This is a genomic window from Candidatus Halocynthiibacter alkanivorans (assembly GCF_003333265.1).
Taxonomy (GTDB): domain Bacteria; phylum Pseudomonadota; class Alphaproteobacteria; order Rhodobacterales; family Rhodobacteraceae; genus Halocyntiibacter_A; species Halocyntiibacter_A alkanivorans.
In genome coordinates, this window is sequence record NZ_QOLB01000032.1 from 75397 (window position 1) to 97509 (window position 22113).

Sequence of the window (22113 nt, forward strand, 5' to 3'; positions counted from 1 at the left end):
CGTTTACATAGGCGCGGCAGTGGCCATATCGCTTTCAAACAATGAGGCGGCCATGGTCTGGCTGACCGGTTTGCCCTGCGCCAGTGCCAGCGCATCCAGCGCCGCAACCAGATCGCAGGCCGCCGCATGGCTGCGTGTCATCCGTCTCACGATATAGCTTATCAGACCTGGCGTCACCGCCAATTGACGATCGCTGAACAGTTTCAACAACATGGCCGTCAGCAGCGTATCATCGGGCGATTCAAGCTGGGCCACGGTTGTGGCTTCCATCCGGCTGCGCAGGTCCGGCAGTGTCAGCGGCCAGCGGCTTGGTGGGGAGGAGGCGGTCAGCAACAGACAGCCCCCCTCCGCCAGCGTCAGATTGTGTAGGTGAAACAGCGCGTCCTGGGCGGCCTGGGCGCTGAAACCGCAGTCGGGGTCACAGAGCAGATCGGCGTCTTCCACCACAACAAAGCGGCAGGCGGCGAGCGCATCAATCACCGCGCCGGGCAGATCGCGGGCTTTGACGATCACCGCGTCATGTTCATCCGCCCACATGCGGGCAAGGTGGGTTTTGCCCGCCCCGTCCGGGCCGACCAGCACCAGTTTTCCCGAAGGCCAGTTTTCCCATCCGTCCACAATCGCCAATGCCAGCGCGTTGGACGGTGAGACAAAGAAATTTTCGCGCCCCAGCGCCGGGCGCAGCGGCAGGTCAAATGCCAGTTGCTCACTCATCATCGCAGTCAGCCTCCGTCGCGCTGGCAGTTGGAACGTGGGTGACAGGGGTCGCATGATCTTCGCCTTTATAGAGCCGTCCCTCCTGGTACTGCCCCAGGGCAAAGCGCATCACCACGCCGATTGAAGCGGCAACCGGAACCGCGACCAGCATGCCCACAAACCCAAACATTGTGCCAAAGGCCGACAGGGCAAAAATAAGCCAGACCGGGTGCAAACCGACCGACTGACCGACCAGTTTTGGTGTCAGGATATTGCCTTCCAGAAATTGCCCGATTGCAAAGATACCAGCCACGGCGGCGATCCAGCTCCATTCGCCCCAGAACTGAAACACTGCCAGCCCGATGGCCAGCACACCACCGACCAGCGCACCGATATAGGGGATAAACGAAATCAGACCGGCGAGGGCGCCGACAATCAGCCCAAATTGCAGACCCACCAGCATCAGCGCGGTGGCGTAAAAACTGCCCAGCACCAGGCAGACCGTGCCCTGGCCGCGGATGAACGCCGCAAGGGTGCGGTCAATGTCACCGGCAACCTGGCGGATCAGGGGCGCATGATCGCGTGGCAACAGCCTGTCCACAACCGCCACCATCCGGTCCCAGTCCAGCAACAGATAAAAGGTGATCACCGGCACAAGAATAATGAGAACCAAAACATTGATCAGGCTGGCCGCCTGGCCGAGCGCGGTTTGCAGCAAGACGCCGCCTTTGGAGCGCAGAGTCTCTGCCACCGCCATCACCGACTGATAGATCTGGCTGTTTTCATCCAGCAATTCGGGAAAACGGTTGGTGAGATTGTCCTGCAGGTTGGTGATCAGCCGCGGCGCTGTTTCCACCAGACCAACGGCCTGGCTGACGAGCGTCGGCAGGATCAGCAGCGCAATCAGCACAAACAGAACCGAGGCAGTAAGGGTGATCGCGACGGTCGAAATCGCGCGGGACAGCCCCCAGGTTTCCAGCCGGTCTGCAATCGGGTCGAGGCAATAGGCCAGCGCCGCGCCGACAACAAAGGGCAGGATCACATCGCCTAGAAGATAGAGAAAGGCGAACAATGCGGCAGCAGAAATGCCCCAGTATTTCGCTTGTTGCTGAACGGGTAACGCCATGGATAATATCCTCTCTGGCCACACTTCTGACCTGGGGGCGGCGGCGTTTCAACCCTGCGGCGGAAATCAGCTGTGGAGTACCCTGGGGAAAACCCATGTAAAACGGCATCTTTGCTTCCGGCGCAGGCCAGAAGGCGCCGATCTGTGAAACGCGCGACGCCAGAGAGGGCATGCTGGTGAACTGTGCGCGCCGATCCTGAGCGCTGTTCTGTGGCACAGCGGAGCGGTCTGACGACGGTGTCGCGCGTATCGCGTTGCCGGGCGCTGATCTGGGCGTGTTTCTTTGGCGCAGCACAGCAAGAATTAAAACGCGGGCCAGCTGGCGGGCGCGGATGCGATCAATCTCTTGTCTGGGCGGGCGCGATGGCCTAGACGAACAGGCAATAATTCATCAACCAAAGGTGCCACCCATGCGTCTGTCGCGCTACTTCCTGCCGGTTCTCAAAGAAACGCCCTCTGAAGCCCAGATCGTCAGCCACCGCCTGATGCTGCGCGCAGGCATGATCAAGCAAGCCTCCGCCGGGATTTATTCCTGGTTGCCCCTCGGGTTGAAGGTGCTGCAAAACATCGAACGTATCGTGCACGAGGAACAGGCCAAAGCGGGCCATATTCCGGTGCTGATGCCAACATTGCAATCGGCCGATCTGTGGCGTGAAAGCGGCCGCTATGATGACTATGGCGATGAAATGCTGCGTCTCAGCGACCGCCATGGCCGCGACATGCTCTATGGTCCCACCAATGAAGAGCAGATCACCGATATTTTCCGCAGCCATATCAACAGTTACAAAGACCTGCCGCTGACGCTGTATCAGATCCAGTGGAAATTCCGCGATGAAGTCCGTCCGCGTTTTGGCGTGATGCGGGGCCGCGAATTCCTGATGAAAGACGGCTATAACTTTGATCTGACCAAAGAAGACGCGCTGCACGCCTACAACCGCCATCTGGTGGCCTATCTGCGCACCTATGAACGAATGGGGCTGCAGGCGATTCCGATGCGGGCTGATGGTGGCCCGGTCGGCGGGGATTACACGCATGAATTCCTCGTGCTGGCCGAAACTGGTGAATCCGAGGTGTTTTATGACAGCGCGGTCACCGAACTGAGTTTTGGTGATCGTGAGATCGATTTCGACAATGTGGAACAATGTGCATCCGTACTGGAAGAGTTCACTTCGCGTTATGCCCGCACGGATGAAACCCATGACGAGGCGCTGTTTAATGAGGTGCCAGAAGAACGCCGCGCCACTGCACGCGGTATTGAGGTGGGGCAGATCTTCTATTTTGGCACCAAATATTCCGAATCCATGGGCGCCACAGTGGTCAATGCCGACCAGAAACATGTTCCGGTCCATATGGGCAGCCACGGTATTGGTGTGTCACGTCTGCTGGGCGCGATCATTGAAGCCAGCCATGACGACAAGGGCATTATCTGGCCGGAAGGCGTCACCCCGTTCCATGTGGGTATCGTCAACCTGAAACAGGGTGATGAGGCGGCGGACGCGGCCTGTGAGGCTCTCTATAAAAGCGTGTCCGCGCTGGGCCTCGAGCCGCTCTATGACGACCGTAAAGAACGGGCCGGCGGTAAATTCGCCACCATGGATCTGATCGGTCTGCCCTGGCGCATCACCGTGGGCCCGCGGGGTCTGAAAAATGGCGTTGTGGAGCTGACCAGCCGGCGCACCGGCGAAAGCGAAGAGCTGACACCGGAACTGGCGGCGGCAAGGCTGGCTGAGATCTATGCGCAGCACTAAGGCGTCAGCGTTTGCGATTTAGTGAAAAGGGCGCCTGCGGGTGCCCTTTTTATCTTTGCGCCGGTGGTGAGCGGCCGCGGGCGGTGCCGGTGAGCGGGCGAAGGGCGGTTGTCGCCGGTTTCTTGTTGCCTTCTTGACCTTTGCGGGCTGCGCCGCCAAGGTCAGCGCGACGTCACAGGAGTGAAATTTTGGCCCGCACAACCGCCCCCTTTTCCCGTTTTGAATGGATGATTGCCTGGCGATATCTGCGGGCGCGCCGCGCCGATGGCGGGGTCAGTGTCATGACCTGGATTTCGCTGATCGGCATCACGCTTGCAGTGGCGGCGTTGATCATCACTATGGCGGTGCGCGCTGGCTTTCGCGCTGAATTTGTTGATACCATTCTGGGCACCAATGCCCATGTGACGGTTTATTCGTCCACTTATGTGACGGCGGACGGGCGCAGTTTGCGTGGTTTTGAAGATTATGACGCGGTTGCTGCCCGCATCGCAATGGTGCCAGGTGTCACCCGCGCAGCACCTCTGGTGCGCGGCCAGGTGATGGCCTCGGCGCGCGGGCGCAACGCCGGGGTGGAGGTCTACGGCATCAGTGCGGAGGACCTGCAGGGCATTCCCCGCATTGCAGCGCCGGTCAGCAAAGTTGGCGATATCGCTGATTTTTCCGGTGGCATTGCCATTGGATCCGGTGTGGCGCGCGAGTTGGGGGTCACAGTGGGGGACCGCATCAAGCTGATTTCGCCGGACGGGGTGAAAACCGCCTTTGGCACCAGCCCGCGCATCTCGGCTTTTACCGTCACATATATTTTCACCGCCGGTCGCTATGACATAGACAAAACCCGCGCCTATCTGCCGTTTGAGCAGGCACAGGTGTTTTTCAATCGCAGCGGATCGGCCGATGAGATTGAGGTGATGGTGGAGGAACCCGATCTGATCGATGAGCTCGCGCCGGAAATCATGCTGGCGGGCGGCGAACGTGCACTGGTCTGGACCTGGCGGGATGCCTCCGGCAGTTTTCTGCGTGCACTGGAGATCGAGGACACCGTGATGTTCGTGCTGATGTCGGTGCTGGTGCTGATTGCCTCGCTGAATATCATTTCGGGCCTGGTGATGCTGGTGAAAAACAAAGGCCGCGACATTGGCATTCTGCGCACGATGGGGCTGACCGAAGGCTCGATCCTGCGGGTGTTCTTTTTGTGCGGCTCGCTGGTCGGGTTGATTGGCACCGCATTTGGCGTGCTTCTGGGCTGCTTGTTCGCGCTGTATTTCGATCCGATCCTGGCGTTTATCAATGGCGCGTCCGGCGGCGAAGTGTGGGATGCGTCGGTGCGCGGCATTTACCGGTTGCCGGCAAAGCTTCAATTGGCGGATGTGCTGTCGGCGGTGGCACTGTCGCTGCTGCTGAGCTTTGGCATTACAATATTCCCTGCACGCCGGGCGGCGCGCATGAACCCGGTTGAGGCGCTGCGCTATGAATGATGTGATGTTAGAGCTTTCCGGGATCGAGAAGGCCTATAACCGCGGCAAGCCCAATGAAGTCATGGTATTGCGCGGCGTTGATCTGACATTGCATGCCGGTGAAGCTGTGGCTCTGGTGGCACCTTCCGGGGCTGGCAAATCCACCCTGCTGCATATTGCCGGGCTGCTGGACAGCGCGGATACGGGGCATGTGCGCATCGGAGGGCAGGACATGACGCGGCTTTCGGACCGCAAACGAACTGCTGCGCGACGCAACGATATCGGCTTTATTTATCAGTTCCATCACCTGTTGCCGGAGTTCTCGGCTGCAGAAAACATTGTGCTGCCTCAACTGGCCAACGGGATTGGCGCCGGCCAGGCAAAGCGTCGCGCGTCTGATCTTCTGGAAAGTGTCGGCGTTGGCGCACGCGCGGCGCACCGGCCGGCAGCGCTTTCCGGGGGCGAGCAACAGCGGGTTGCATTCTGCCGGGCGCTGGCCAATCAGCCGCGCCTGTTGCTGGCGGATGAGCCGACCGGCAATCTGGATCCGGCCACCTCTGACGTGGTGTTTGACAGCCTGATGGCGCTGGTGCGCGGCGAGGGGCTGGCGGCGCTGATCGCCACCCATAATATGGAACTGGCGGCGCGGATGGACCGGATTGTGTATCTGGAAGCGGGTCTGCTCAGCTGAGCCGGGACCCGGCCGTAGCGCAATGTGTCAGTGAGGCACGCAAGTGTGGAACTGCGCCAAAACCAGTGCGCTGGAATAATACAGGTGCACTGGATTAAGTATTTGCCGTGTGGCGGTACGCCGCAGTCAGGTTAAACAGGAGAAGACCAATGGATGACGATCTTTTTGCCAAAGGGCTGGCACAGCGCAAAGCGACTCTGGGCGCTGAATATGTAGAGAAAAACCTGGCGGCGGCCGACGATTTCACCCGCCCGTTTCAGGAGGCGATGACCGCGTGGTGCTGGGGCTTTGGCTGGGATGACGATGCGATCGACGCCAAAACCCGCAGCATGATGAACCTGTCGATGATCGGTGCTTTGGGCAAGATGCACGAATGGGAATTGCATTGCCGCGGGGCGATCAACAATGGCGTGTCGAAAGAGGAGATCCGCGCCATTATTCACGTAGTAGGCATCTACTGCGGTGTGCCGCAGGCGCTGGAGTGTTTCCGTGCGGCGAAAAAGGTTTTTGACGAACTGGAGGATTGAGCGGATAAAGGTGACGATAATATACATATATTGATCTGGGTCATATTCTGGTCCCGCAACCTGCGATAGATCTGCACCGACGCCACAGTGAATGGCGCCGTCCGGACGCCGCCTCTGACCGGAGGCACAACCCGGAGGAATCTGTCTAAGGAACCGCAGATGTTTGATACATTTAAATCACCAATGCTTCTCGCTGGCGCTCTTGTGTTTGCGCTTGCCCCGTCCGCGTCCTTTTCCGGTGCGGGACATAGCGAAAGCGAAGCCGTTAAAGCCACTGCAGCTGACGCTCACGCTGATGATGACGCTGACGCAGGTGGCGGCGGGGGGCATGATCAGCACGAGCATGATTTTGGCACCATGGATGAACTGACCGCTGCGGAACAAGAGCATCTGGACGAATTTATGGCAGGCGTGGGTCTGGTTTTGCCGAATATGAGTTCAAGCCGGGGCCGGGAATTGTTTGCCACCAAAGGCTGTGCGGTCTGCCATTCCGTTAACGGCGTTGGTGGTGAAGATGCGCCTACACTGGACGCAATTGATATGCCCGGCCCGATGAACGTGTTTGAGTTTTCCGCGCGGATGTGGCGTGGGGCGCCGGCGATGGTGGTGATGCAGGAAGACGAATTGGGTGAGTTTATCAGCCTGACTGGCGACGAGCTTGCCGATCTGGTGGCGTTTGCGCATGACAAGGACGAACAGGCCAAACTGACCATAGATCAGATCCCTGAAAAATTCCGCGCGCTGCTGGCAGAGGACTAGGCGCGGCGGATCACCCGTTGCGTTAAGATATGTAATGACGAAGATATCAGCACCCCGGACATGTTTAATGTCCGGGGTGCCTTTGTGTGAAATCCGTCGCAGTTGCCAGCAGTGCAAGGACCATTTTTTCCGGTAAAATCACGGGTTATCGGGGATTTCTGAATTGGGCAACCAATTCGGCTGAATTCGACCGGTCAGCAATTTCCAATTCTCCAGATTTAATAGTTGTATACAAAGCCTGTTCTTTTGCTTAACAATTTTATTGAATATTGGTTTACAATCAGCTAAATTGGTCAACCAATGAATTGAGGGATGACGGAATGAAGCATTTGACTGCGGCGCGGGCTGGGACAGAGGTGCGCTCACAGCGTCACCTGGCATCCCGGTGGCAGAGGCAATGAACACAGGGGGCCGGCCCGCACAGCGCAAAAGCGTCGAACAACCACGCGATCCAGGCGCCGGCAATCAGCTTTATTCATGGCCAGTATCAGGAAACATTAGTTTTCAGGTTGGGCCTGAACGGGAATAAATAATGTGTGCATATATGTTTCACTCAAATAGTCCGGGCCGCGACACCGACTGCAAGTGTCATTCGGTCGTACCCCGTGCCTTTCAGGCACCTGCGCGGCGACCGGTTTAGTGCTGTTAAAACTCCGGGCCGTGGCATCAGTAAGATTGCCATTGAACAACGCGGTTCAGCGCTGCGCATATTGCAAAAAATCGCTGCCACCAATCGCGCCGGTGGAGACAACTGCGGGGCCGGAGAGGTGCATTTGCCGCCGGTGAGTGTGGGGAGGGCGGAACAGATTTTAACGTTGAAAAAGGGACAGGTTAAGCCGGGCTAAATTACTTAAATCAGGGAGAGAACAAATGAAAAATACTAAAGATACCGGCCTGAGCCGGAGACAGTTGCTGACCACCGGGGCCGCCGCAATGGGTGCGCTGACGATTACAATTCCGGGGTCGCAGGCGTTTGCAGCAGGTTATCCGGATCGCCCGGTTACCATCGTTGTCATGTATGGTGCCGGTGGCGGAACCGATACGATCATGCGCAAACTGGCCTCAGAAATGGCCGCTGCAAAAGGCTGGAAGGTAACGGTTAACAACAAACCTGGCGCCGTCGGTGCTGTGGCCACGAAATATGTCTACGCGCAAAAACCGGACGGCTACACCGTTCTGGGCGGTGCGAACTATAACAAATTCGTGCGCGTCATGGGCCATGTTGATTTGGTGCCATGGGAAGAGTGGAGCTTCTTTCAGGCGGCAAGCGCAAACGCCAGCTGGTCCGTGCCAATCGACTCGCCGTTCCAGACCTTTGACGACGTCGTCGCTGCGGCCAAAGCAAACCCTGGCAAAATTTCGATTTCAACCTCCGGCACCGGCGGTCTGTGGCATGAGCTGGCAATGATCGTTGGCTCGTTCGCCGGGATCAATCTGAAGTACATTCCGTACAAGGGCGGCAAAAACGCCACGCTTGCGGGTTTGCAGGGCGAAGTCGATATTGCCGGTGGTGGTGTTCACGAACATGTGGACCTGATCCGGGCTGGCAAAATGCGCTGCCTGCAACAGACGGGCACCAAAGATATCGTGCTGGAAAACGGCGCAGTCATGCCTTCGGTTGGCGGTCTGATTTCTGAGATCAAATCCTTCCTGCCTATTGGCGCCACCTATAACTTCATCATGAAACGTGACACGCCGGTAGAGATCCAGCAGCAGGTTGAAGAGGCCTTTGTCGCGGCTGCAAATTCGCCCGGGTTCAAGGAAATGATCGATAAGAAGTTCTTCCAGATCGATATCCGCACCGGCGCCGAGGCGGACAAAGCCGCAGCGAAACTTGAAACGATCACCGTTGATACGTTCAACAAGTTCTCAGATCAAATTGGTGCTGAAGTGAAATCTGCAGCAGATCTTGGCCTTCCGGCCCCTGCTGATTTTGAAGGTTGGTGGCCGCCGAAAGGATACACTCCAGTCGGATAAATCAAATTTCCGGGGGGGCACAGGTCCCCCCGGAATGCGCTAAACTGAAGTCACCACAGGATCTGATATGACTGCCAAGACATCCTTCGCCGGCGAGGACGAAAACGCCGGATTTGCGTCTCCGAAGCTGGATTTAATAGCCGCCGCGTTTCTGGCGATCCTGTCGATCTGGATTATGTTTGAGGCGTTCCAGCTGAAGATGCCGGGAGATGTGTCCACATTCCCAGGCCTGATGCCCATTGTAACCGCCGCGTCATTGCTGATTATGGCAGGGATGCTGGGCTACCTCGCCTGGAAACGGCGCGGCACTGAGACGGTCGCAGACGAGGGCGACGAAGAGGTCTCCTTTACCCGTACCGCGCTGCTGTTTGCATTCATCGGCAGTTACATCCTGGCGCTGGATCTGGTGCCGTTCACCTACCGGTTCGACCTGTTTGACACCCAACTTGTTGTCGGCGCGTTTGAGACCCATACGACGATTACCCTGACCCTGTTGCTGGCCTATTTCTGGCGCGCCGGGTTGATGAAGGCGCTGGCCGTCGGTGCACTCTGGACCGTCTCACTGGCCGGGGTGTTCCGCTACGTTTTTGAAGTTCCATTGCCGGGGTCGTTCTGATGATTTGGGATGCAATTTTACAGGCGATATCGCCCTATATCCTCCTTATCACCCTGACGGGTGTGTCACTTGGGATCATCTGGGGAGCCCTGCCGGGGCTGTCCACTACCATGGCGATGGCGCTGCTGATCGGGCTGTCTGCCAGTATGGATCAGAACACCGCGCTGTCCTTTATGCTGGGTGTGTACACCGGCAGTGTCTTCGGCGGTGCAATCTCGGCGGTGATGATTAATATCCCGGGCACGCCGGATGCGGTGCCAACGATGATTGAAGGCCATGCGCTGGCGCGCAGAGGCGAGGGCGGCAAAGCGCTGGGTCTTGCGATTGGCGCCTCCTTTATCGGCAACTGGGTCGGTATTATTCTGCTGGTCGGTTTCATCCCGCTGGTGCTGTCTTTTGCGCTGAATTTCAAATCCTGGGAAATGTTCCTTCTGGCCATGATCGGCATCACCGTCAGCGGCTCCATGTCCGCCGGCAGCATGCCTCTCAAAGGCTGGATCGCCGGCTGGATCGGCCTGTTGATTGCCTTTGTCGGCATTGACCCGATCCATGGTGTGTCCCGCTTTACCTTTGATGTTCTGGAGCTTCAGGACGGCGTCAACTATGTGGCGGTGCTGATCGGGCTGTTTGGTCTTGCAGAAGTGCTGCGCGTCTTGCCGCAAAAGGATCACTATAAAATTCCCGAGGCCGTTGGCAGTGTTATCCCGCCCTTCAGCCTGCTGATGAAATACGCCCCGACTGCGGTGCGCTCCGGGGTCATCGGTACACTGATCGGTGCCATTCCGGGGGCAGGGGCCAATGTGGCGTCCTTCCTGTCCTATGATATTGCCAAACGCCGTGCCAAACCCGAAGAACGGGCGAAATGGGGCAAAGGCAGCTATGAGGCGATCGTCAGTGCCGAAGTGTCCAATAACGCCAACATCGGCGGCTCCCTGTTGCCTCTGCTGGCGCTGGGTATCCCCGGCAACGCCGCTGCTGCTGCGCTTCTGGGGGCGCTGGCACTGAAAAACGTCGTGGTCGGCCCGACCATCGAAATCGACCATCCGGGGCTGATCTATTACATCTACGCCGCACTGATCGTGGCGAACCTGTTGATGTATGTGGCCGCGATTGGCCTGATCAAACCCTGTGTCAAACTGTTCAGCCTGCCACGTGGTGTCTTGCTGCCGCTGATCATTCCGATCTGCGTTATCGGTGCCTATGCCGTGCGCCTGAGCATGTTCGACGTCTGGATTATGTTCGGATCAGGTTTTGCCGGATTTGTTCTGCACTACTTCAAATTTCCAACTGCACCGATCGTGCTGGGTGTCATTCTCGGACCACTGGCCGATGAAAACCTGCGCCGCGCCATGATGGTGTTTGAAGACAAATCAATCGGCTTTGTCGCCAGCCAGTATGTCGGCACCGTGCTGCTGATCGCACTTATCGCAATTATTTCCGAAGGAATCTTACGTGCCTTCCGGAACAAACCACAGCCTGGGATTTGATGATGACTAAGAAGAAAAAAGAAATTGGCCTCGCGATTGTCGGCTGCGGCACCATTGGGCGCATTCGCGGCGAGCTTGCTCGCGACTACCCAGGTGTCGGCTGGATCGGGCTGTGCGACGTAAAATCTGACCTTGGTGAGAAACTGAAAACGGATACTGACGCGGATTTCTTCACAACCGACTACAAGGAACTGCTGTCCAGGCCCGAGGTGACAGCCGTTATCATTGCGACCGATGAAAACTACCACATGGATCCAACGCTGTTTGCTGTAGAGCGCGGCCTTGATCTGTTCATCGAGAAACCGCTGGCCACGAATGCGGTTGAGTCAAAACGTATCCTTGACGCTATTGAGGACGCAGGGGTGGACGCCGTGGTCGGCTACACCCAGCGATTCCGCCGCCGGTTCCTGGCTGTTAAAGAACGGCTGATCACCGGTCAGGTCGGGGATGTGACCTCCGTCGTGGCGCGGGCGTTCATGAACCGAATGGTGCCGATCGCTACGCTGGCCCGCACACAGGACCGCGCCAACCTGACACCTATGGTGGTTTCCGGCACCCACAGCCTGGACATGTGTATGTGGCTGATGGAAGGCAAATCACCCGTTTCTGTCTATGCGCAGTCTTGTGACAAGGCGCTTGGGAAATACGGCACCAAGGACGGAACATTTGGCGTCTTTACCATGGATGATGGCACCATATTTAGCATGAACATCAGCTGGGCTTTGCCCACGGTCTGGCCGGGTTCGGTCTACGGTATTGAAGTGGGTATCGTTGGCACAGAAGGTATCATCGACATTGAGGATACCCACCGCGACCTGGTGCTGGCATCGGAAAAAGCGCAAGGCGCAGGATATGCGCCCGAAGGCTTTGATCCCGGTGCGCCACGGCATGTGGATTTCCTGACAAGCTACCCTCCGGGCGACATGCATGACGACCAGCTCTGGGGGCCGATGCGTGAAGAAACCAACTCCTGGTTCCAGCGGCTCTATACCGGGCAATCCACCCCTCACGCCACAGCGGCGGACGGGCACCGGAACCTGATGCTGACCATGGCGATGGATCTTTCCGCGCGTGAGGGCAAGGTCATCTCGCTGCCGGTGACGCCGGAACAGCTGATGGCCTAGGGCATTGGCAGGCTGAAGGGGCAGGGGCATCGCCCCTTCAGCCTCTGCGCCGCAAAGCGTATATTATCGAAAAGGCAGGACCCGGGTCCTGCCTTTTCCTGTTGGGACCACGTGCATTCCATTGGCAATAAAACCACCGGGCAACCCACCCTGTTTCGCCCTGCTGTTCGACTAAGACGGGCGGTTATTGCACTGAGGCTGTAGGTCCGTTCGCGGACTAGGTGCTGGTTCTCATGTAACGACAGAAGCGGCGCCAGCACGCATCGGTGCTTCAAGCCTCAAACCGGTATTGGCCTTCCAAATGCCGCAGTACACCAGCGCCCCTGAATACAGATTTCGCCCGGGGTCCCAGGGCCTGTTCTGCTGTCGGTCATTTTTTGGGGGGGCTGACGGCAAATGTGTCGGTCGCCCGCACGTATCACTGTCACTTGTGTTCAGGTGCCGGGTCTCCAAACCGGGCCGACCAGCGCATACACGTCATGTGACAGGATGGGCCAGTCGGTCCGGCTCGGGAGACCTGTGCCGCCTGGATGACGGGAGCCATCCGAGTGGGCGCGGGGACAGGTTAGGCGCCGGGATCGGCGAAGCTGCCTTACATCCCGGCTGTCCTCTGTTCAGAGGTCGGCGATGAACACGGTTTTTTGTTCTTCCGCCGAAATTTTGATAGCTTCCAGCACTTCGATATTATGCACCATTTCGTCCATGGTGAACGGGTAGTCCGAATTGCCCTGCGCTGCATCTATGAACGCCTCAAGGTTCATAGACACAGAGTCTGCCCAGTCATAGGTTGTCTGCTCAACAGGCTGGCCAGTGCGGGATTTCTGGTAGCGCACTTTGCCACCAGGTGTATCGGGATGGGTGTCGTTCAGGACCTCGATCCATTCGTCAGTGCCAAATACATGCATCCGGATGAAGTGAGGTGTGTGCAAAACAGCGCTGAGTGTCGCGGTCATACCCGCTTCAAAACCCAGCTGCGCCGTGACCAGATCGCCAGTTTCCCAGCCCAGAGACCGGCTTGCGGTCATCGCCTGAACGGTTTTCACCCGGCCAAAGAACGAAATGAACAGATCGGTCAGATGAATGCCCATGGCGGTCATGCCCGCTGCGGGACAGACTTCCTTGGAGGTGCGCCAGTCGCCGGCCGGAGTGCCAATAAGCTTGTCATGGCTGAAGGCGGCTTCCGCATGCATGATGGTGCCAAATTCCGGCGCCTTTATCGCGGTTTTCAGCGCCTGCATTGCAGGCTCAAACCGGCGCTCATGCCCGACGCCCAGCTGCACACCTGCTGCCTTGCAGGCGGCGACAGAGCGGCGCGCACTGGCGGCGGTCAGCCCCAGTGGTTTTTCGCAAAAGACGTGTTTGCCGGCTTTGGCGCAGGCGATCACCTGTTCTTCATGCAGCAGATTGGGCGTGGTCAGAACGACCGCTTCCACATCGTCTCTCTGCAGGGCATCTGACAGATCGGTAATGACCTCCAGCCCCATCGCGCGGATGTTTGCGTGGTTGCCTTCAAAAGGCTCGACAATGCCGGCGATGCGGATCGTTTCATGGTCTTGCAATCTGGTCGCAAAGTGTTTTCCCCACCAGCCAAAGCCGGCAATGACAATGCTACAGGGCTCAGGACGCACGCTCACAGGTTTTCACCGAGCTGAGCAAACTGACCCTGGTGGAACAGGAGTGGTGCTTTTTCAGACTTACTGATGCGGCGGACCCGGCCGATATAGATCTCGTGATCCCCACCGGAAATACGCTCCACTGTTTCACATTCCAGCGTTGCAGATGCGGCGGTGAGAACCGGCGCGCCGTCCAGGCCGGGCTGCCAGTCCACACCAGCGAATTTGTCGGTGGAAGGTCTGGAGAAATTCATTACAAGATCCTTGGACTCTTCGCACATGATGTTGATAACGAAGGATGAATGTTCGCGGAATGCGCCGAGACTTGGTGCCTTCAGCGCCAAAGACCAAAGAATAAGCGGTGGGTCGAGTGACACGGAGGTGAAGGAGTTCGCGGCCAGTCCGACCGGCGCTCCATTGTCGCCGAGGGTGGTCACCACGGTCACACCGGTGGCATATTTCCCAAGGACATCCCGAAGCGCCAGAGGGTCGATTTCGGTTTGCGTTATATCTGTAGCAATGGCGTTCATTTTGCGATCCCTTATGTCGGTTTCATCCCACTTATCCCGGAATTCCCTCAGATGAACAAACTATGAGTTCTTATGCCGGCATTCAGAAATCCTGATATGCGCGCGCCCGTCAGGCTATCTGAAAATCTGATAACAGGCATGAGAAACCACCATTATCGCTGCTTTGAGCACTCGGGCATAATCGTCGCAACCGCTGTGACATATCCGGAGAAACAGATGCAACTGTCGTTTTTTACAATGCCGATTCACCCTTTGGGAAAACCCGTGTCCCAAAGTCTGCGCGAGGATCGTGAAGCCTTTATACTGGCTGATGAATTGGGGTTTGTAGAAGGCTATTGCGGCGAACATACCACCGATCAGGCTGAGATCATCACCTCGACGGTGGCTTTCCTTGCCAGCCTCGCCTACGAGACCAAGAACATCCGTCTGGGCACCGGCACCGTGAATATGCCGAATTCGCACCCGGCGCGGGTTGCAGCCGAAGTCGCTATGCTGGACCATATGCTGGAGGGACGTTTTAACTTCGGCATATCACCTGGCGGGCTGATGTCGGATGCTGAGGTTTTTGGCAATCTTGACCGCGACCGCAACGCCATGTTCATCGAATGCATTAACATGGTGCTGAAGATCTGGGAGGGTGAGCCCCCCTACAATCTGACCGGCGACTATTATAATATTACCACTGAGAAAACGATGATGCCGGAGATCGGGCAGGGGGCGATTATGAAGCCCTTCCAGGCGCCGCACCCGCCCATCGTTGGCACCGTTGTTGCCCCCTTCTCCAAAGGCGTAACGGCGATGGCCGCCCGTGGCTGGGAACCCATTTCAGCGAATTTCCTGCTGCCCAAATGGGTCGCAACCCATTGGCCGAACTATGCAGAGGGCTGTGCACAGGGGGGGCGCGAAGCCAAGTTTGAAAACTGGAGTGTGGCAAAAAATATCTGTGTCGCCGATGACATGGCCACTGCCAAAAGTTATGCCCGCGATCCCGACAGTCCCTACGTGCTGTATTATTCGCAACTGCTGACCAAGCTGCGCGCCGGTGGCCGTCTGAACCTGTTCAAAGAAGACCAGAATATGAGCGATGATGATGTCACGCTCGACTATGTGATGGACCGGCTGGTCATCTTTGGTGACGCTTCCAGTGTCGCAGATCAGGTCATCGCGTTTCAGGAGCAGACCGGACCGTTTGGCAAGCTGGTCTACGCCGGGCATGACTGGACAGACTATGATCTCGGACGGCGTTCGATGATCCTTATGGCGGAACAGGTGCTGCCCAAAATCAACGCAGCATTAGGAGCAGGTGAACAATGAATAACTTGAATACCGGTGAGGTCACCGCCCCGGACGGGGTGCGTATTTCTTATCATGTCGAGGGGCCTGAGGGCGCGCCCTGGATCGTGCTGTCTAACTCTCTGGCGACCGACCGGCGGGTCTGGGATCCTCAGATCAGCGCTTTGACCGCCTGTCGGCGGGTGCTCCGGTATGACGGGCGCGGCCATGGCGCAAGTGATCCGGGAACTGCACCCTACACGTTCGAACAACTGGCAGGCGATGTCATCGCCCTGATGGACCATCTTGATATCGAAACTGCTGATTTCATGGGTATATCTCTCGGCGGAATGACCGGGCTGAAACTGGCTTTGAGCCGTCCCGGCCGGATCGGCCGTCTGGTTTGTTGTGATGCACGCGCTGTGGCGCCTGAGGCCTATAAAGCCATGTGGGACGGCAATATCGCCGTGTTACAGAAGGGTGGTATTGCGGCGCTGGTCGAACCCACTCTCGGGCGCTGGTTCACCGCCGACTTTGTTGCGGACCCGGCCAATGCAGCGCAATTGACCACGGTGCGCGCGATGATCAATGCCACTGCAGGTGTTGGCTATGAAGGGGTGGCCAGATGCCTGCAAACTCTGGATATGCTCAAAGACCTGCCCACAATTTCCTGTCCGGTACTCTATGTCACCGGCGAGTTCGATCCGGCGGCACCTGTTGACGCGATGCAGGCCATGGCAGAGGCCACGCCCGGCGCGGAGTTCATAATGATCGAGGGTGCGGCGCATCTCTCAAACCTTGAACAACCCGCGCGGTTTAGCGCTGCTATCAAGGGCTTCCTTATCCTCTGAGACATACCGCCAGCGGCGCGCGCAAGACCGGGCGCCGCAGGACTTGTTTATCAATACCGGTCGCCAGGAATGTTGATATTCCCCGGCCGCTCCAAAAAGGACAGAACAATGGGTGCCATCAAAGAAAAACCGATCTGGAAATTCAGCGTCAACGGCGGCCAGCAAACCTCCACCCGCTCCACCGCGACAGCGCGCGGTAAAACGGTGATCATTGATGAGCCGGTGATGCGCGGTGGCACCGATCAGGGGGCGATGCCGGTGGAATACCTGTTCATGGGCCTGTTGGGCTGTACCCAGGTAATTTCCAACAAGCTGGCCGAGAAATATGGGGTCAAATTCACCGAAATGGATATCGATATCTCCGTCACCATGGACAGCCATGGTACACGGTTGATTTCCCCGGTCGCCATTCCGTTTCCGGAGGTGATCCTGGATATTACCGTGACCTATGAAGGCTCGAGGGAAGGCGCTGTGCAGGTGACCGAGGATCTGAAACATCACTGTGCCGTCTCAAAAATGCTGCAGGAATCAGGTACTCGTGTGATCGAGAACTGGGTGCTGAATGGTGAAAAAATCCAAACGACCTGATCACAACGCTCAACGGAATGCCCCGGCCTGGCGCTGTGGGCGTCAATATTATCATCGATATGGTCCGCGCCCGGGTCGCCGCAAGCGGTTTGACCCGGGCGCGGACGCGCTGTTTACCCTGGAGCCATAATGTCAATTTCTGCCTTGCCTCAGATCCTGGTGGCACCGAACGGTGCCAGACGCACACAAAAAGACCACCCTGCATTGCCGGTTCACATCGACGAAATCGTCAGAGACGCGATTGCCTGTCAGCGCGCCGGAGCCGGTGGCATGCATGCGCATGTGCGCGATGCGCAGGGGGCGCATGTGCTGGATGCGGGCCTGTATCGCGAACTGCTTGTCGAACTCGCACGCAAGACCCCGGGGTTTGTGGCGCAGATCACCACCGAAGCTGTCGGCCGTTATACGCCTTTGCAGCAGCGCCAGCTGGTGCGGGATGTGATGCCGGGTTTTGTGTCCATTGCGTTGCGGGAAATGGTGGCCGGTGAGCCGGAGCAGGAGCTGAAGCGCTTTTACAATTGGGCGCATGAGGCCGGGATCGGTGTCCAGCATATCCTTTATGCCCCCGAAGAAGTGCTGCAGCTGGCCACATTGGTGCGCGAGCAGGTGATTCCGGAAACTGACCTGGAAGTGCTTTTTGTGCTGGGCCGATACACGGAAAACCAGCAGAGTTCTGTCGGCGATCTTACCCCTTTTGTTGCCCGCAGGGCCAATAAACTGAGCGGGGCACAATGGGCGGTCTGCGCCTTCGGGCAGCAGGAAACCGTCTGTCTGGCAGAGGCGATCCGGCTGGGAGGGAAAGCGCGGATTGGATTTGAAAATAACCTGTTAAATCAGGACGGTTCAGTCGCCGTTGACAACGCTGCGCGGGTCCGGGAGCTGATTTCCGAAACCGGTCCTGAGACGCGCGCCGCAGGAAAAGTGGCGGCACGCGGCGCGTGAAGTCCTATCCGGACCGTTTCAGTGCGGTGACAGAATTCGCAGGAGTGTTTGAATAATGGAGATGCTGAATGTCCTCGGGCCTGTGGTCCTGATCACGCTTATTGGGTTTTTAATGGGGCGTTCAAAAATCGACCTGCATGCTGGCACGCTCAGTACAACGGTCATACTGGTGGCGACACCGGCGCTGATTTTCTCAACATTGACCTCAATTGGCGTCAGTATCGAGATGTTGCTGAATATGGCGGCATCGGCGTTTCTGAGTGTGACAATTGCCGCGGTACTTGGGTTAATTGTGGTGAAAGTGAGCGGGTTTTCCCTGCGCACTTACCTGCCCAGCCTGATGTTTCCGAATTCCGGGAACATGGGGCTGCCGCTGGTGCTGCTGGCTTTTGGCGAGGAGGGGCTCCGGCTGGGGGTGTCGTATTTCTTTGTCATTGCGCTGCTGCAGCACTCGGTCGGGTTTTCGATCGCATCGGGCAGCTACCGGATTGTATATCTTCTGAAGCAACCGCTTATCTATGCTGTCGCTGGCGTGGTTCTGGTGGTTTCAACCGGAATTGAAGTCCCGGAAGTCATCCTGACAACCACGGATATTCTCGGCGGAATGATGATCCCGGCGATGTTGATTATGCTGGGCAATTCGCTCGCCGGATTGTCGATCGCTGATTTCAGGCCCGCGATCATTATCGCCTGCGCGCGGCTGGTGATCGGTGTGCTGAGCGCGCTGATTATCATTCGCCTGTTGTCATTAGAGGGCCCTGTCGCCGGGACGGTTTTTGTGATGGCGACGATGCCCACAGCCATCGTGACCTATGTCTTTGCGCAGAGGTACCGTCCTGACCCGGGCAAAATTGCCGGCGCCGTCGTGGCCTCGACGTTGCTCACTTTTCTCTGTTTGCCCGTACTGCTCTGGGGGGCGGGCCAACTGGCAATTCTGTGAGAACGACTTGTTTTAATTCAAAAATAAGCTAGCCTTTGCCGCAAATGATACATCTGATACCCCCAATAAGGCGACATCCTACAGTATGAAGAATGTTAAGATTCAACATTTGCGCTTCTTTGTCGCTGTTTATGAAGAGCATTCCATCACCGCAGCGGCCAACCGGGTGAACGCGACTCAGTCGGGCGTCAGCATGCAAATCCGCGACCTGGAAGCGACTTTGGGGCTGAAACTGTTTGAGCGGGCCTCCACCGGGGTGTCCCCGACCAAAGCCGGGGACCGGATTTACTGGCGGGCGACCCGTATTCTCCTGGAAGTTGATCAATTGCAAAAGGATGTGGAAACACATTCCGGAGAGCTTTATGGCAGCGTGCGCGCCGGTATTATGCCCACTTTTGCCAGATCGGTGCTCGCTCCGGCCCTGATGCGCTTTTCCGATCAAAATCCCTTTGTTGATGTCAGGATTGTCGAAGGCTACAGCATGGCGCTTACAGAAATGGTGGCGAATGGCGAGCTTGATTTTGCCGTGGTCCCGGGTGGCGATCTTCCTGCCGGCGTCCGTTCTTCACATGTTGAGACGGATATTGAAGTGCTGATAAGGCGGCTTGGAAAGGGCCAGGCCTCCGCCGCTCAGTTTAGTCTGGCCACCGCGCCGCCACTCAAGATTATGCTCCCCGGACCGGGCAATGCCCGCCGGGCCAGGATAGATCAGTATCTCAGTAATTTTTGCGCGTCTGCCCATTCGGTTATGGAGCTGGACAGTATGATGACGACTTTGGATATGCTTGACCGCGGCGAGTGGTGTTCGGTGCTGCCAGGTTGCCTGTGCCTGTCGAAACTGGACGATCCAAAGATGAGCCTGTCGCCGATTCTCGATCCGCTTCTGACGGTAGACTATCTGTTGATTGAGCCGGCGACAAAAGCGCCGCCAAAAGTTGCTCAGATTTTTGCCGACGAGCTGTGTGACGAAATCCGTCGCAGTTGCCAGCAGTGCAGGGACCATTTTTTCCGGTGAAATCACGAATTATCGAGGCTTTTAATTGGTCAACCAATTAGACTGCACTCGACCGGTCGGTAATTTCTGATCCCCCATATTTAATAGTTGTATACAAAGACAGCTCTTTTGCTTAACATTTTTATTGGATATTGGTTTAGATCCAGCCCGATTGGTCAACCAATGAACTAAAGGATGTCGGAATGAAGCATTTGACTGCGGCGCAGGCCGGGACGGAGATGCGCCCACAGCGTCTCCTGGCATCTCGGTGGCAGAGGCAATGAACACAAGGGTGTTGGCGGTTCCGGAATAAAACACGTTGCTGTGAAACAAGGGCTGATCTGCCGGCAAATTTGCGCGGGACCCGGTCTGTCTTGCCTGTGCGAAGCGTGAGAGTGAAGTTGTGGCAGCTAAGGCCAATCTCCATCATCTTTCCTGAACGCAGACATAAGAACTCATAATTTGTTCTCGCAGCGATAAAGCGTAACCTTAAAAAAACGATATTTACCAGGGGTGAGATGTGAAACAGGGGAAATACAGTCCGGTTTGTCCGGCCGGCGGCCAGTTGGCCACTGAAGCGGGCGTTTGGAATGGCGCGGGTTTATCAGGTCTGCTTCGCCCGTCTCTGGAGCGGAAACAATGAGCATCATTCTTAAGTTCGGTGGTTATCAGGGCGCCCAATCGGTCCACAGCCGCGGTGTGAACGCTTTTTGCAGTGCGTTGAAACGGTCCGTCGGCGATGCGGTCACGGTGCAATTCACGCAGGACATTGTGGCCGATGGCCACAAGGCGTCTGATCTGCTGTCACTGACCGAAAGCGGTGAGCTGGACGCCTGTTATTTTTCCTCCAGCTATCTGGTGAAGCGGGTGCCGGATCTGGGCCTGTTTGATCAGCATTTTGTCGTCCCTGACCGCCAGCAGGCCTATGCGGTTCTGGACGGGGCGCTTGGAAAACGCCTTGCACAGAAGGTTGCCGAGGAAACCGGCTTTGCTGTGCTGGGATACTGGGACAACGGTTTGCGTCATATATCTTCTGCGCGCGGAAGGATCCGGACGCCGGAAGATTGCCAGGGGCTGAAAATCCGCACTCTGGCTAATGAGGATCACAAGCGCATCTTCCGCACGCTTGGTTTTGAACCGATGGCCATCGATGTGCGCGATCTGCCCGCTGCGGTGGAAAACCTGCAGGTGGATGCCCAGGAAAATCCGCTGACCAATATCTTCAATTTTGAACTGCACAAGACCCATCGGCACATTACCCTGACCCGGCATCTTCTGGGCGTTGCACTTGTGCTGTTCAACAAAGCGGCCTTCAACTCCTGGCCGCCGTTTGTGCAGAGAGCGGTTCTGGACGCTGTTGCCGAAGCCACCGAAATGCAACGCGGATTTGCAGCGGAAGACGATGTGAGATGCATGGATGCCATGCGCCGTGAAGGGGTCGAAATCACTGAGCTCTCGGCGGCGGAGCGCGCCATGTTTGTCGCCGCGACCGCGGGCGAAGTCGCGGTGACGCGGCGCGGTTTTGACGCCGGATTGCTCGATCTGTTTGAACAAGACCTGGCCGGTGCCCCGGCGCAGGCGCAACAGAGCGCAACACACCGGACCGGGGCGCCTCAATGATTGCCGAAGGAAAACACGATGAATTCGAGACGCCAATGAAAACCGGAAAACTGAAATTCACCGCTGAACTGGCCGTAATCGGCACGTTGCTGGTGCTCGCTGTTCTGAGTGTTGCTTTTATCGGCGCACTGGTGGCACCGCCCAAGGTTTTGTTTGGCCGATCACTGACAGCTATTCCACCCAGCCTGTTCCCACTGATCGCTTTGTCGTTGCTGGCGCTGCTTTGTGGGACATTCATTTTCTGGCGCTCCCGCAATGCCGACCCGGATGATGCTGCCGGCTTCTCCATCGAGGGCTGGAAACGCGGCATCATGCTCTTTGGTCTGATGACCTTTTATGCGCTGACGATGCAGCCGTTCGGCTTTCTGATTTCCTCGGCGATTGCGATGATCCTGATCTCGTGGCTGGCCGGAAACCGGTCCGTCTGGCAAATCCTGCTCCTGTCTGTGGCGGGTCCCATTCTCTTGTATCTGACGGCGACACGCCTGTTGGCAGTGTCTTTGCCTGAACTAAGCGCCATCGAATTCTTTTACGCCCGCATGTTGGGAGGCTGAGACT

General features: G+C 57.2%; 21 protein-coding genes. 17 read left to right on the top strand and 4 right to left on the bottom strand.

All coding sequences use genetic code 11. The features are described from left to right. Positions 1-3: 3 nt before the first annotated feature. Together DWA01_RS02060 and DWA01_RS02065 are read right to left on the bottom strand one after the other, a co-directional pair. Positions 4-714: a P-loop NTPase family protein gene (locus DWA01_RS02060; protein WP_114284033.1), complete on the bottom strand. Its 711-nt coding sequence runs from the start codon at positions 712-714 to the stop codon at positions 4-6. After that, on the bottom strand, positions 707-1822 hold the full coding sequence (locus DWA01_RS02065) for an AI-2E family transporter (RefSeq protein WP_114283983.1): 1116 nt from the start codon (positions 1820-1822) through the stop codon (positions 707-709). The genes DWA01_RS02060 and DWA01_RS02065 overlap by 8 nt, the downstream gene beginning before the upstream one ends. A 410-nt stretch (positions 1823-2232) precedes the next feature. Here DWA01_RS02065 and proS point away from each other — a divergent pair, with 410 nt between their 5' ends. From proS to DWA01_RS02110, 9 genes are all read left to right on the top strand, one after another. Then, complete coding sequence (gene proS, locus DWA01_RS02070) at positions 2233-3570, top strand: proline--tRNA ligase (RefSeq protein ID WP_114283984.1); 1338 nt, start codon at positions 2233-2235, stop codon at positions 3568-3570. 188 nt (positions 3571-3758) lie between these two features. Beyond that, the gene (locus DWA01_RS02075; RefSeq protein ID WP_114283985.1) at positions 3759-5045 is read left to right on the top strand and encodes a lipoprotein-releasing ABC transporter permease subunit; all 1287 of its coding nucleotides are present in this window, start codon (positions 3759-3761) and stop codon (positions 5043-5045) included. Continuing rightward, positions 5038-5715: an ABC transporter ATP-binding protein gene (locus DWA01_RS02080; protein ID WP_114283986.1), complete on the top strand. Its 678-nt coding sequence runs from the start codon at positions 5038-5040 to the stop codon at positions 5713-5715. The genes DWA01_RS02075 and DWA01_RS02080 overlap by 8 nt, the downstream gene beginning before the upstream one ends. A gap of 149 nt (positions 5716-5864) precedes the next feature. After that, entirely contained in the window at positions 5865-6242 is a 378-nt protein-coding gene (locus DWA01_RS02085; RefSeq protein WP_114283987.1) for a carboxymuconolactone decarboxylase family protein, read from the top strand. Between the two features lie 159 nt (positions 6243-6401). Next, positions 6402-7001 carry a c-type cytochrome gene (locus DWA01_RS02090; RefSeq protein ID WP_235008397.1) on the top strand — a complete coding sequence of 200 codons (600 nt, stop codon included), beginning with the start codon at positions 6402-6404 and terminating at the stop codon, positions 6999-7001. An 870-nt stretch (positions 7002-7871) separates the two neighbouring features. Then, complete coding sequence (locus tag DWA01_RS02095; protein ID WP_114283988.1) at positions 7872-8978, top strand: Bug family tripartite tricarboxylate transporter substrate binding protein; 1107 nt, start codon at positions 7872-7874, stop codon at positions 8976-8978. 67 nt (positions 8979-9045) lie between these two features. Beyond that, on the top strand, positions 9046-9594 hold the full coding sequence (locus tag DWA01_RS02100) for a tripartite tricarboxylate transporter TctB family protein (RefSeq protein WP_114283989.1): 549 nt from the start codon (positions 9046-9048) through the stop codon (positions 9592-9594). Further along, positions 9594-11081, top strand: a complete 1488-nt coding sequence (locus DWA01_RS02105) for a tripartite tricarboxylate transporter permease (RefSeq protein ID WP_114283990.1) — start codon at positions 9594-9596, stop codon at positions 11079-11081. Before DWA01_RS02100 ends, DWA01_RS02105 begins: the two co-directional genes overlap by 1 nt. Before the next feature lie 2 nt (positions 11082-11083). Further along, the gene (locus tag DWA01_RS02110) at positions 11084-12205 is read left to right on the top strand and encodes a Gfo/Idh/MocA family protein (RefSeq protein WP_200832487.1); all 1122 of its coding nucleotides are present in this window, start codon (positions 11084-11086) and stop codon (positions 12203-12205) included. A 614-nt stretch (positions 12206-12819) separates the two neighbouring features. On the opposite strand, the gene DWA01_RS02115 is transcribed toward DWA01_RS02110, so the two are convergent. Both DWA01_RS02115 and DWA01_RS02120 read right to left on the bottom strand, forming a co-directional pair. Next, the gene (locus DWA01_RS02115) at positions 12820-13839 is read right to left on the bottom strand and encodes a Gfo/Idh/MocA family protein (RefSeq protein ID WP_114283992.1); all 1020 of its coding nucleotides are present in this window, start codon (positions 13837-13839) and stop codon (positions 12820-12822) included. After that, positions 13836-14348, bottom strand: coding sequence for a flavin reductase family protein (locus DWA01_RS02120; RefSeq protein WP_114283993.1), 513 nt, complete (start codon positions 14346-14348; stop codon positions 13836-13838). The genes DWA01_RS02115 and DWA01_RS02120 overlap by 4 nt, the downstream gene beginning before the upstream one ends. Before the next feature lie 216 nt (positions 14349-14564). Between DWA01_RS02120 and DWA01_RS02125 the strand changes: the two genes are divergently transcribed. The 8 genes from DWA01_RS02125 to DWA01_RS02160 all read left to right on the top strand — a co-directional run bounded on the left by DWA01_RS02125 (position 14565) and on the right by DWA01_RS02160 (position 22109). Further along, a complete protein-coding gene (locus DWA01_RS02125; protein ID WP_114283994.1) occupies positions 14565-15662 on the top strand; it encodes an LLM class flavin-dependent oxidoreductase in 1098 nt (365 codons plus the stop codon). Further along, on the top strand, positions 15659-16471 hold the full coding sequence (locus tag DWA01_RS02130; RefSeq protein WP_114283995.1) for an alpha/beta fold hydrolase: 813 nt from the start codon (positions 15659-15661) through the stop codon (positions 16469-16471). The genes DWA01_RS02125 and DWA01_RS02130 overlap by 4 nt, the downstream gene beginning before the upstream one ends. 108 nt (positions 16472-16579) lie before the next feature. After that, positions 16580-17059, top strand: a complete 480-nt coding sequence (locus DWA01_RS02135; protein WP_160115942.1) for an OsmC family protein — start codon at positions 16580-16582, stop codon at positions 17057-17059. A 129-nt stretch (positions 17060-17188) separates the two neighbouring features. Continuing rightward, complete coding sequence (locus DWA01_RS02140; protein ID WP_419186976.1) at positions 17189-18001, top strand: beta-keto acid cleavage family enzyme; 813 nt, start codon at positions 17189-17191, stop codon at positions 17999-18001. A gap of 55 nt (positions 18002-18056) precedes the next feature. Then, positions 18057-18941, top strand: a complete 885-nt coding sequence (locus DWA01_RS02145) for an AEC family transporter (RefSeq protein ID WP_114283997.1) — start codon at positions 18057-18059, stop codon at positions 18939-18941. Positions 18942-19026: 85 nt separating this feature from the next. Continuing rightward, positions 19027-19956, top strand: a complete 930-nt coding sequence (locus tag DWA01_RS02150; RefSeq protein WP_114283998.1) for a LysR family transcriptional regulator — start codon at positions 19027-19029, stop codon at positions 19954-19956. 618 nt (positions 19957-20574) lie between these two features. Next, positions 20575-21555: a TRAP transporter substrate-binding protein gene (locus tag DWA01_RS02155; protein WP_114283999.1), complete on the top strand. Its 981-nt coding sequence runs from the start codon at positions 20575-20577 to the stop codon at positions 21553-21555. Then, on the top strand, positions 21552-22109 hold the full coding sequence (locus DWA01_RS02160; RefSeq protein ID WP_114284000.1) for a tripartite tricarboxylate transporter TctB family protein: 558 nt from the start codon (positions 21552-21554) through the stop codon (positions 22107-22109). Before DWA01_RS02155 ends, DWA01_RS02160 begins: the two co-directional genes overlap by 4 nt. The last annotated feature ends 4 nt before the right edge of the window (positions 22110-22113 follow it).

What these genes read in the sequence shown, in the direction of transcription:
- DWA01_RS02100 (WP_114283989.1), top strand. Translation starts at nt 9,046, where the DNA reads ATGACTGCCAAGACATCCTTCGCCGGCGAGGACGAAAACGCCGGATTT.
- DWA01_RS02130 (WP_114283995.1), top strand. Translation starts at nt 15,659, where the DNA reads ATGAATAACTTGAATACCGGTGAGGTCACCGCCCCGGACGGGGTGCGT.
- proS (WP_114283984.1), top strand. Translation starts at nt 2,233, where the DNA reads ATGCGTCTGTCGCGCTACTTCCTGCCGGTTCTCAAAGAAACGCCCTCT.
- DWA01_RS02065 (WP_114283983.1), bottom strand. Translation starts at nt 1,822, where the DNA reads ATGGCGTTACCCGTTCAGCAACAAGCGAAATACTGGGGCATTTCTGCT.
- DWA01_RS02095 (WP_114283988.1), top strand. Translation starts at nt 7,872, where the DNA reads ATGAAAAATACTAAAGATACCGGCCTGAGCCGGAGACAGTTGCTGACC.
- DWA01_RS02090 (WP_235008397.1), top strand. Translation starts at nt 6,402, where the DNA reads ATGTTTGATACATTTAAATCACCAATGCTTCTCGCTGGCGCTCTTGTG.
- DWA01_RS02135 (WP_160115942.1), top strand. Translation starts at nt 16,580, where the DNA reads ATGGGTGCCATCAAAGAAAAACCGATCTGGAAATTCAGCGTCAACGGC.
- DWA01_RS02125 (WP_114283994.1), top strand. Translation starts at nt 14,565, where the DNA reads ATGCAACTGTCGTTTTTTACAATGCCGATTCACCCTTTGGGAAAACCC.
- DWA01_RS02110 (WP_200832487.1), top strand. Translation starts at nt 11,084, where the DNA reads ATGACTAAGAAGAAAAAAGAAATTGGCCTCGCGATTGTCGGCTGCGGC.
- DWA01_RS02085 (WP_114283987.1), top strand. Translation starts at nt 5,865, where the DNA reads ATGGATGACGATCTTTTTGCCAAAGGGCTGGCACAGCGCAAAGCGACT.
- DWA01_RS02060 (WP_114284033.1), bottom strand. Translation starts at nt 714, where the DNA reads ATGAGTGAGCAACTGGCATTTGACCTGCCGCTGCGCCCGGCGCTGGGG.
- DWA01_RS02105 (WP_114283990.1), top strand. Translation starts at nt 9,594, where the DNA reads ATGATTTGGGATGCAATTTTACAGGCGATATCGCCCTATATCCTCCTT.
- DWA01_RS02145 (WP_114283997.1), top strand. Translation starts at nt 18,057, where the DNA reads ATGGAGATGCTGAATGTCCTCGGGCCTGTGGTCCTGATCACGCTTATT.
- DWA01_RS02140 (WP_419186976.1), top strand. Translation starts at nt 17,189, where the DNA reads ATGTCAATTTCTGCCTTGCCTCAGATCCTGGTGGCACCGAACGGTGCC.
- DWA01_RS02160 (WP_114284000.1), top strand. Translation starts at nt 21,552, where the DNA reads ATGATTGCCGAAGGAAAACACGATGAATTCGAGACGCCAATGAAAACC.
- DWA01_RS02080 (WP_114283986.1), top strand. Translation starts at nt 5,038, where the DNA reads ATGAATGATGTGATGTTAGAGCTTTCCGGGATCGAGAAGGCCTATAAC.
- DWA01_RS02155 (WP_114283999.1), top strand. Translation starts at nt 20,575, where the DNA reads ATGAGCATCATTCTTAAGTTCGGTGGTTATCAGGGCGCCCAATCGGTC.
- DWA01_RS02150 (WP_114283998.1), top strand. Translation starts at nt 19,027, where the DNA reads ATGAAGAATGTTAAGATTCAACATTTGCGCTTCTTTGTCGCTGTTTAT.
- DWA01_RS02120 (WP_114283993.1), bottom strand. Translation starts at nt 14,348, where the DNA reads ATGAACGCCATTGCTACAGATATAACGCAAACCGAAATCGACCCTCTG.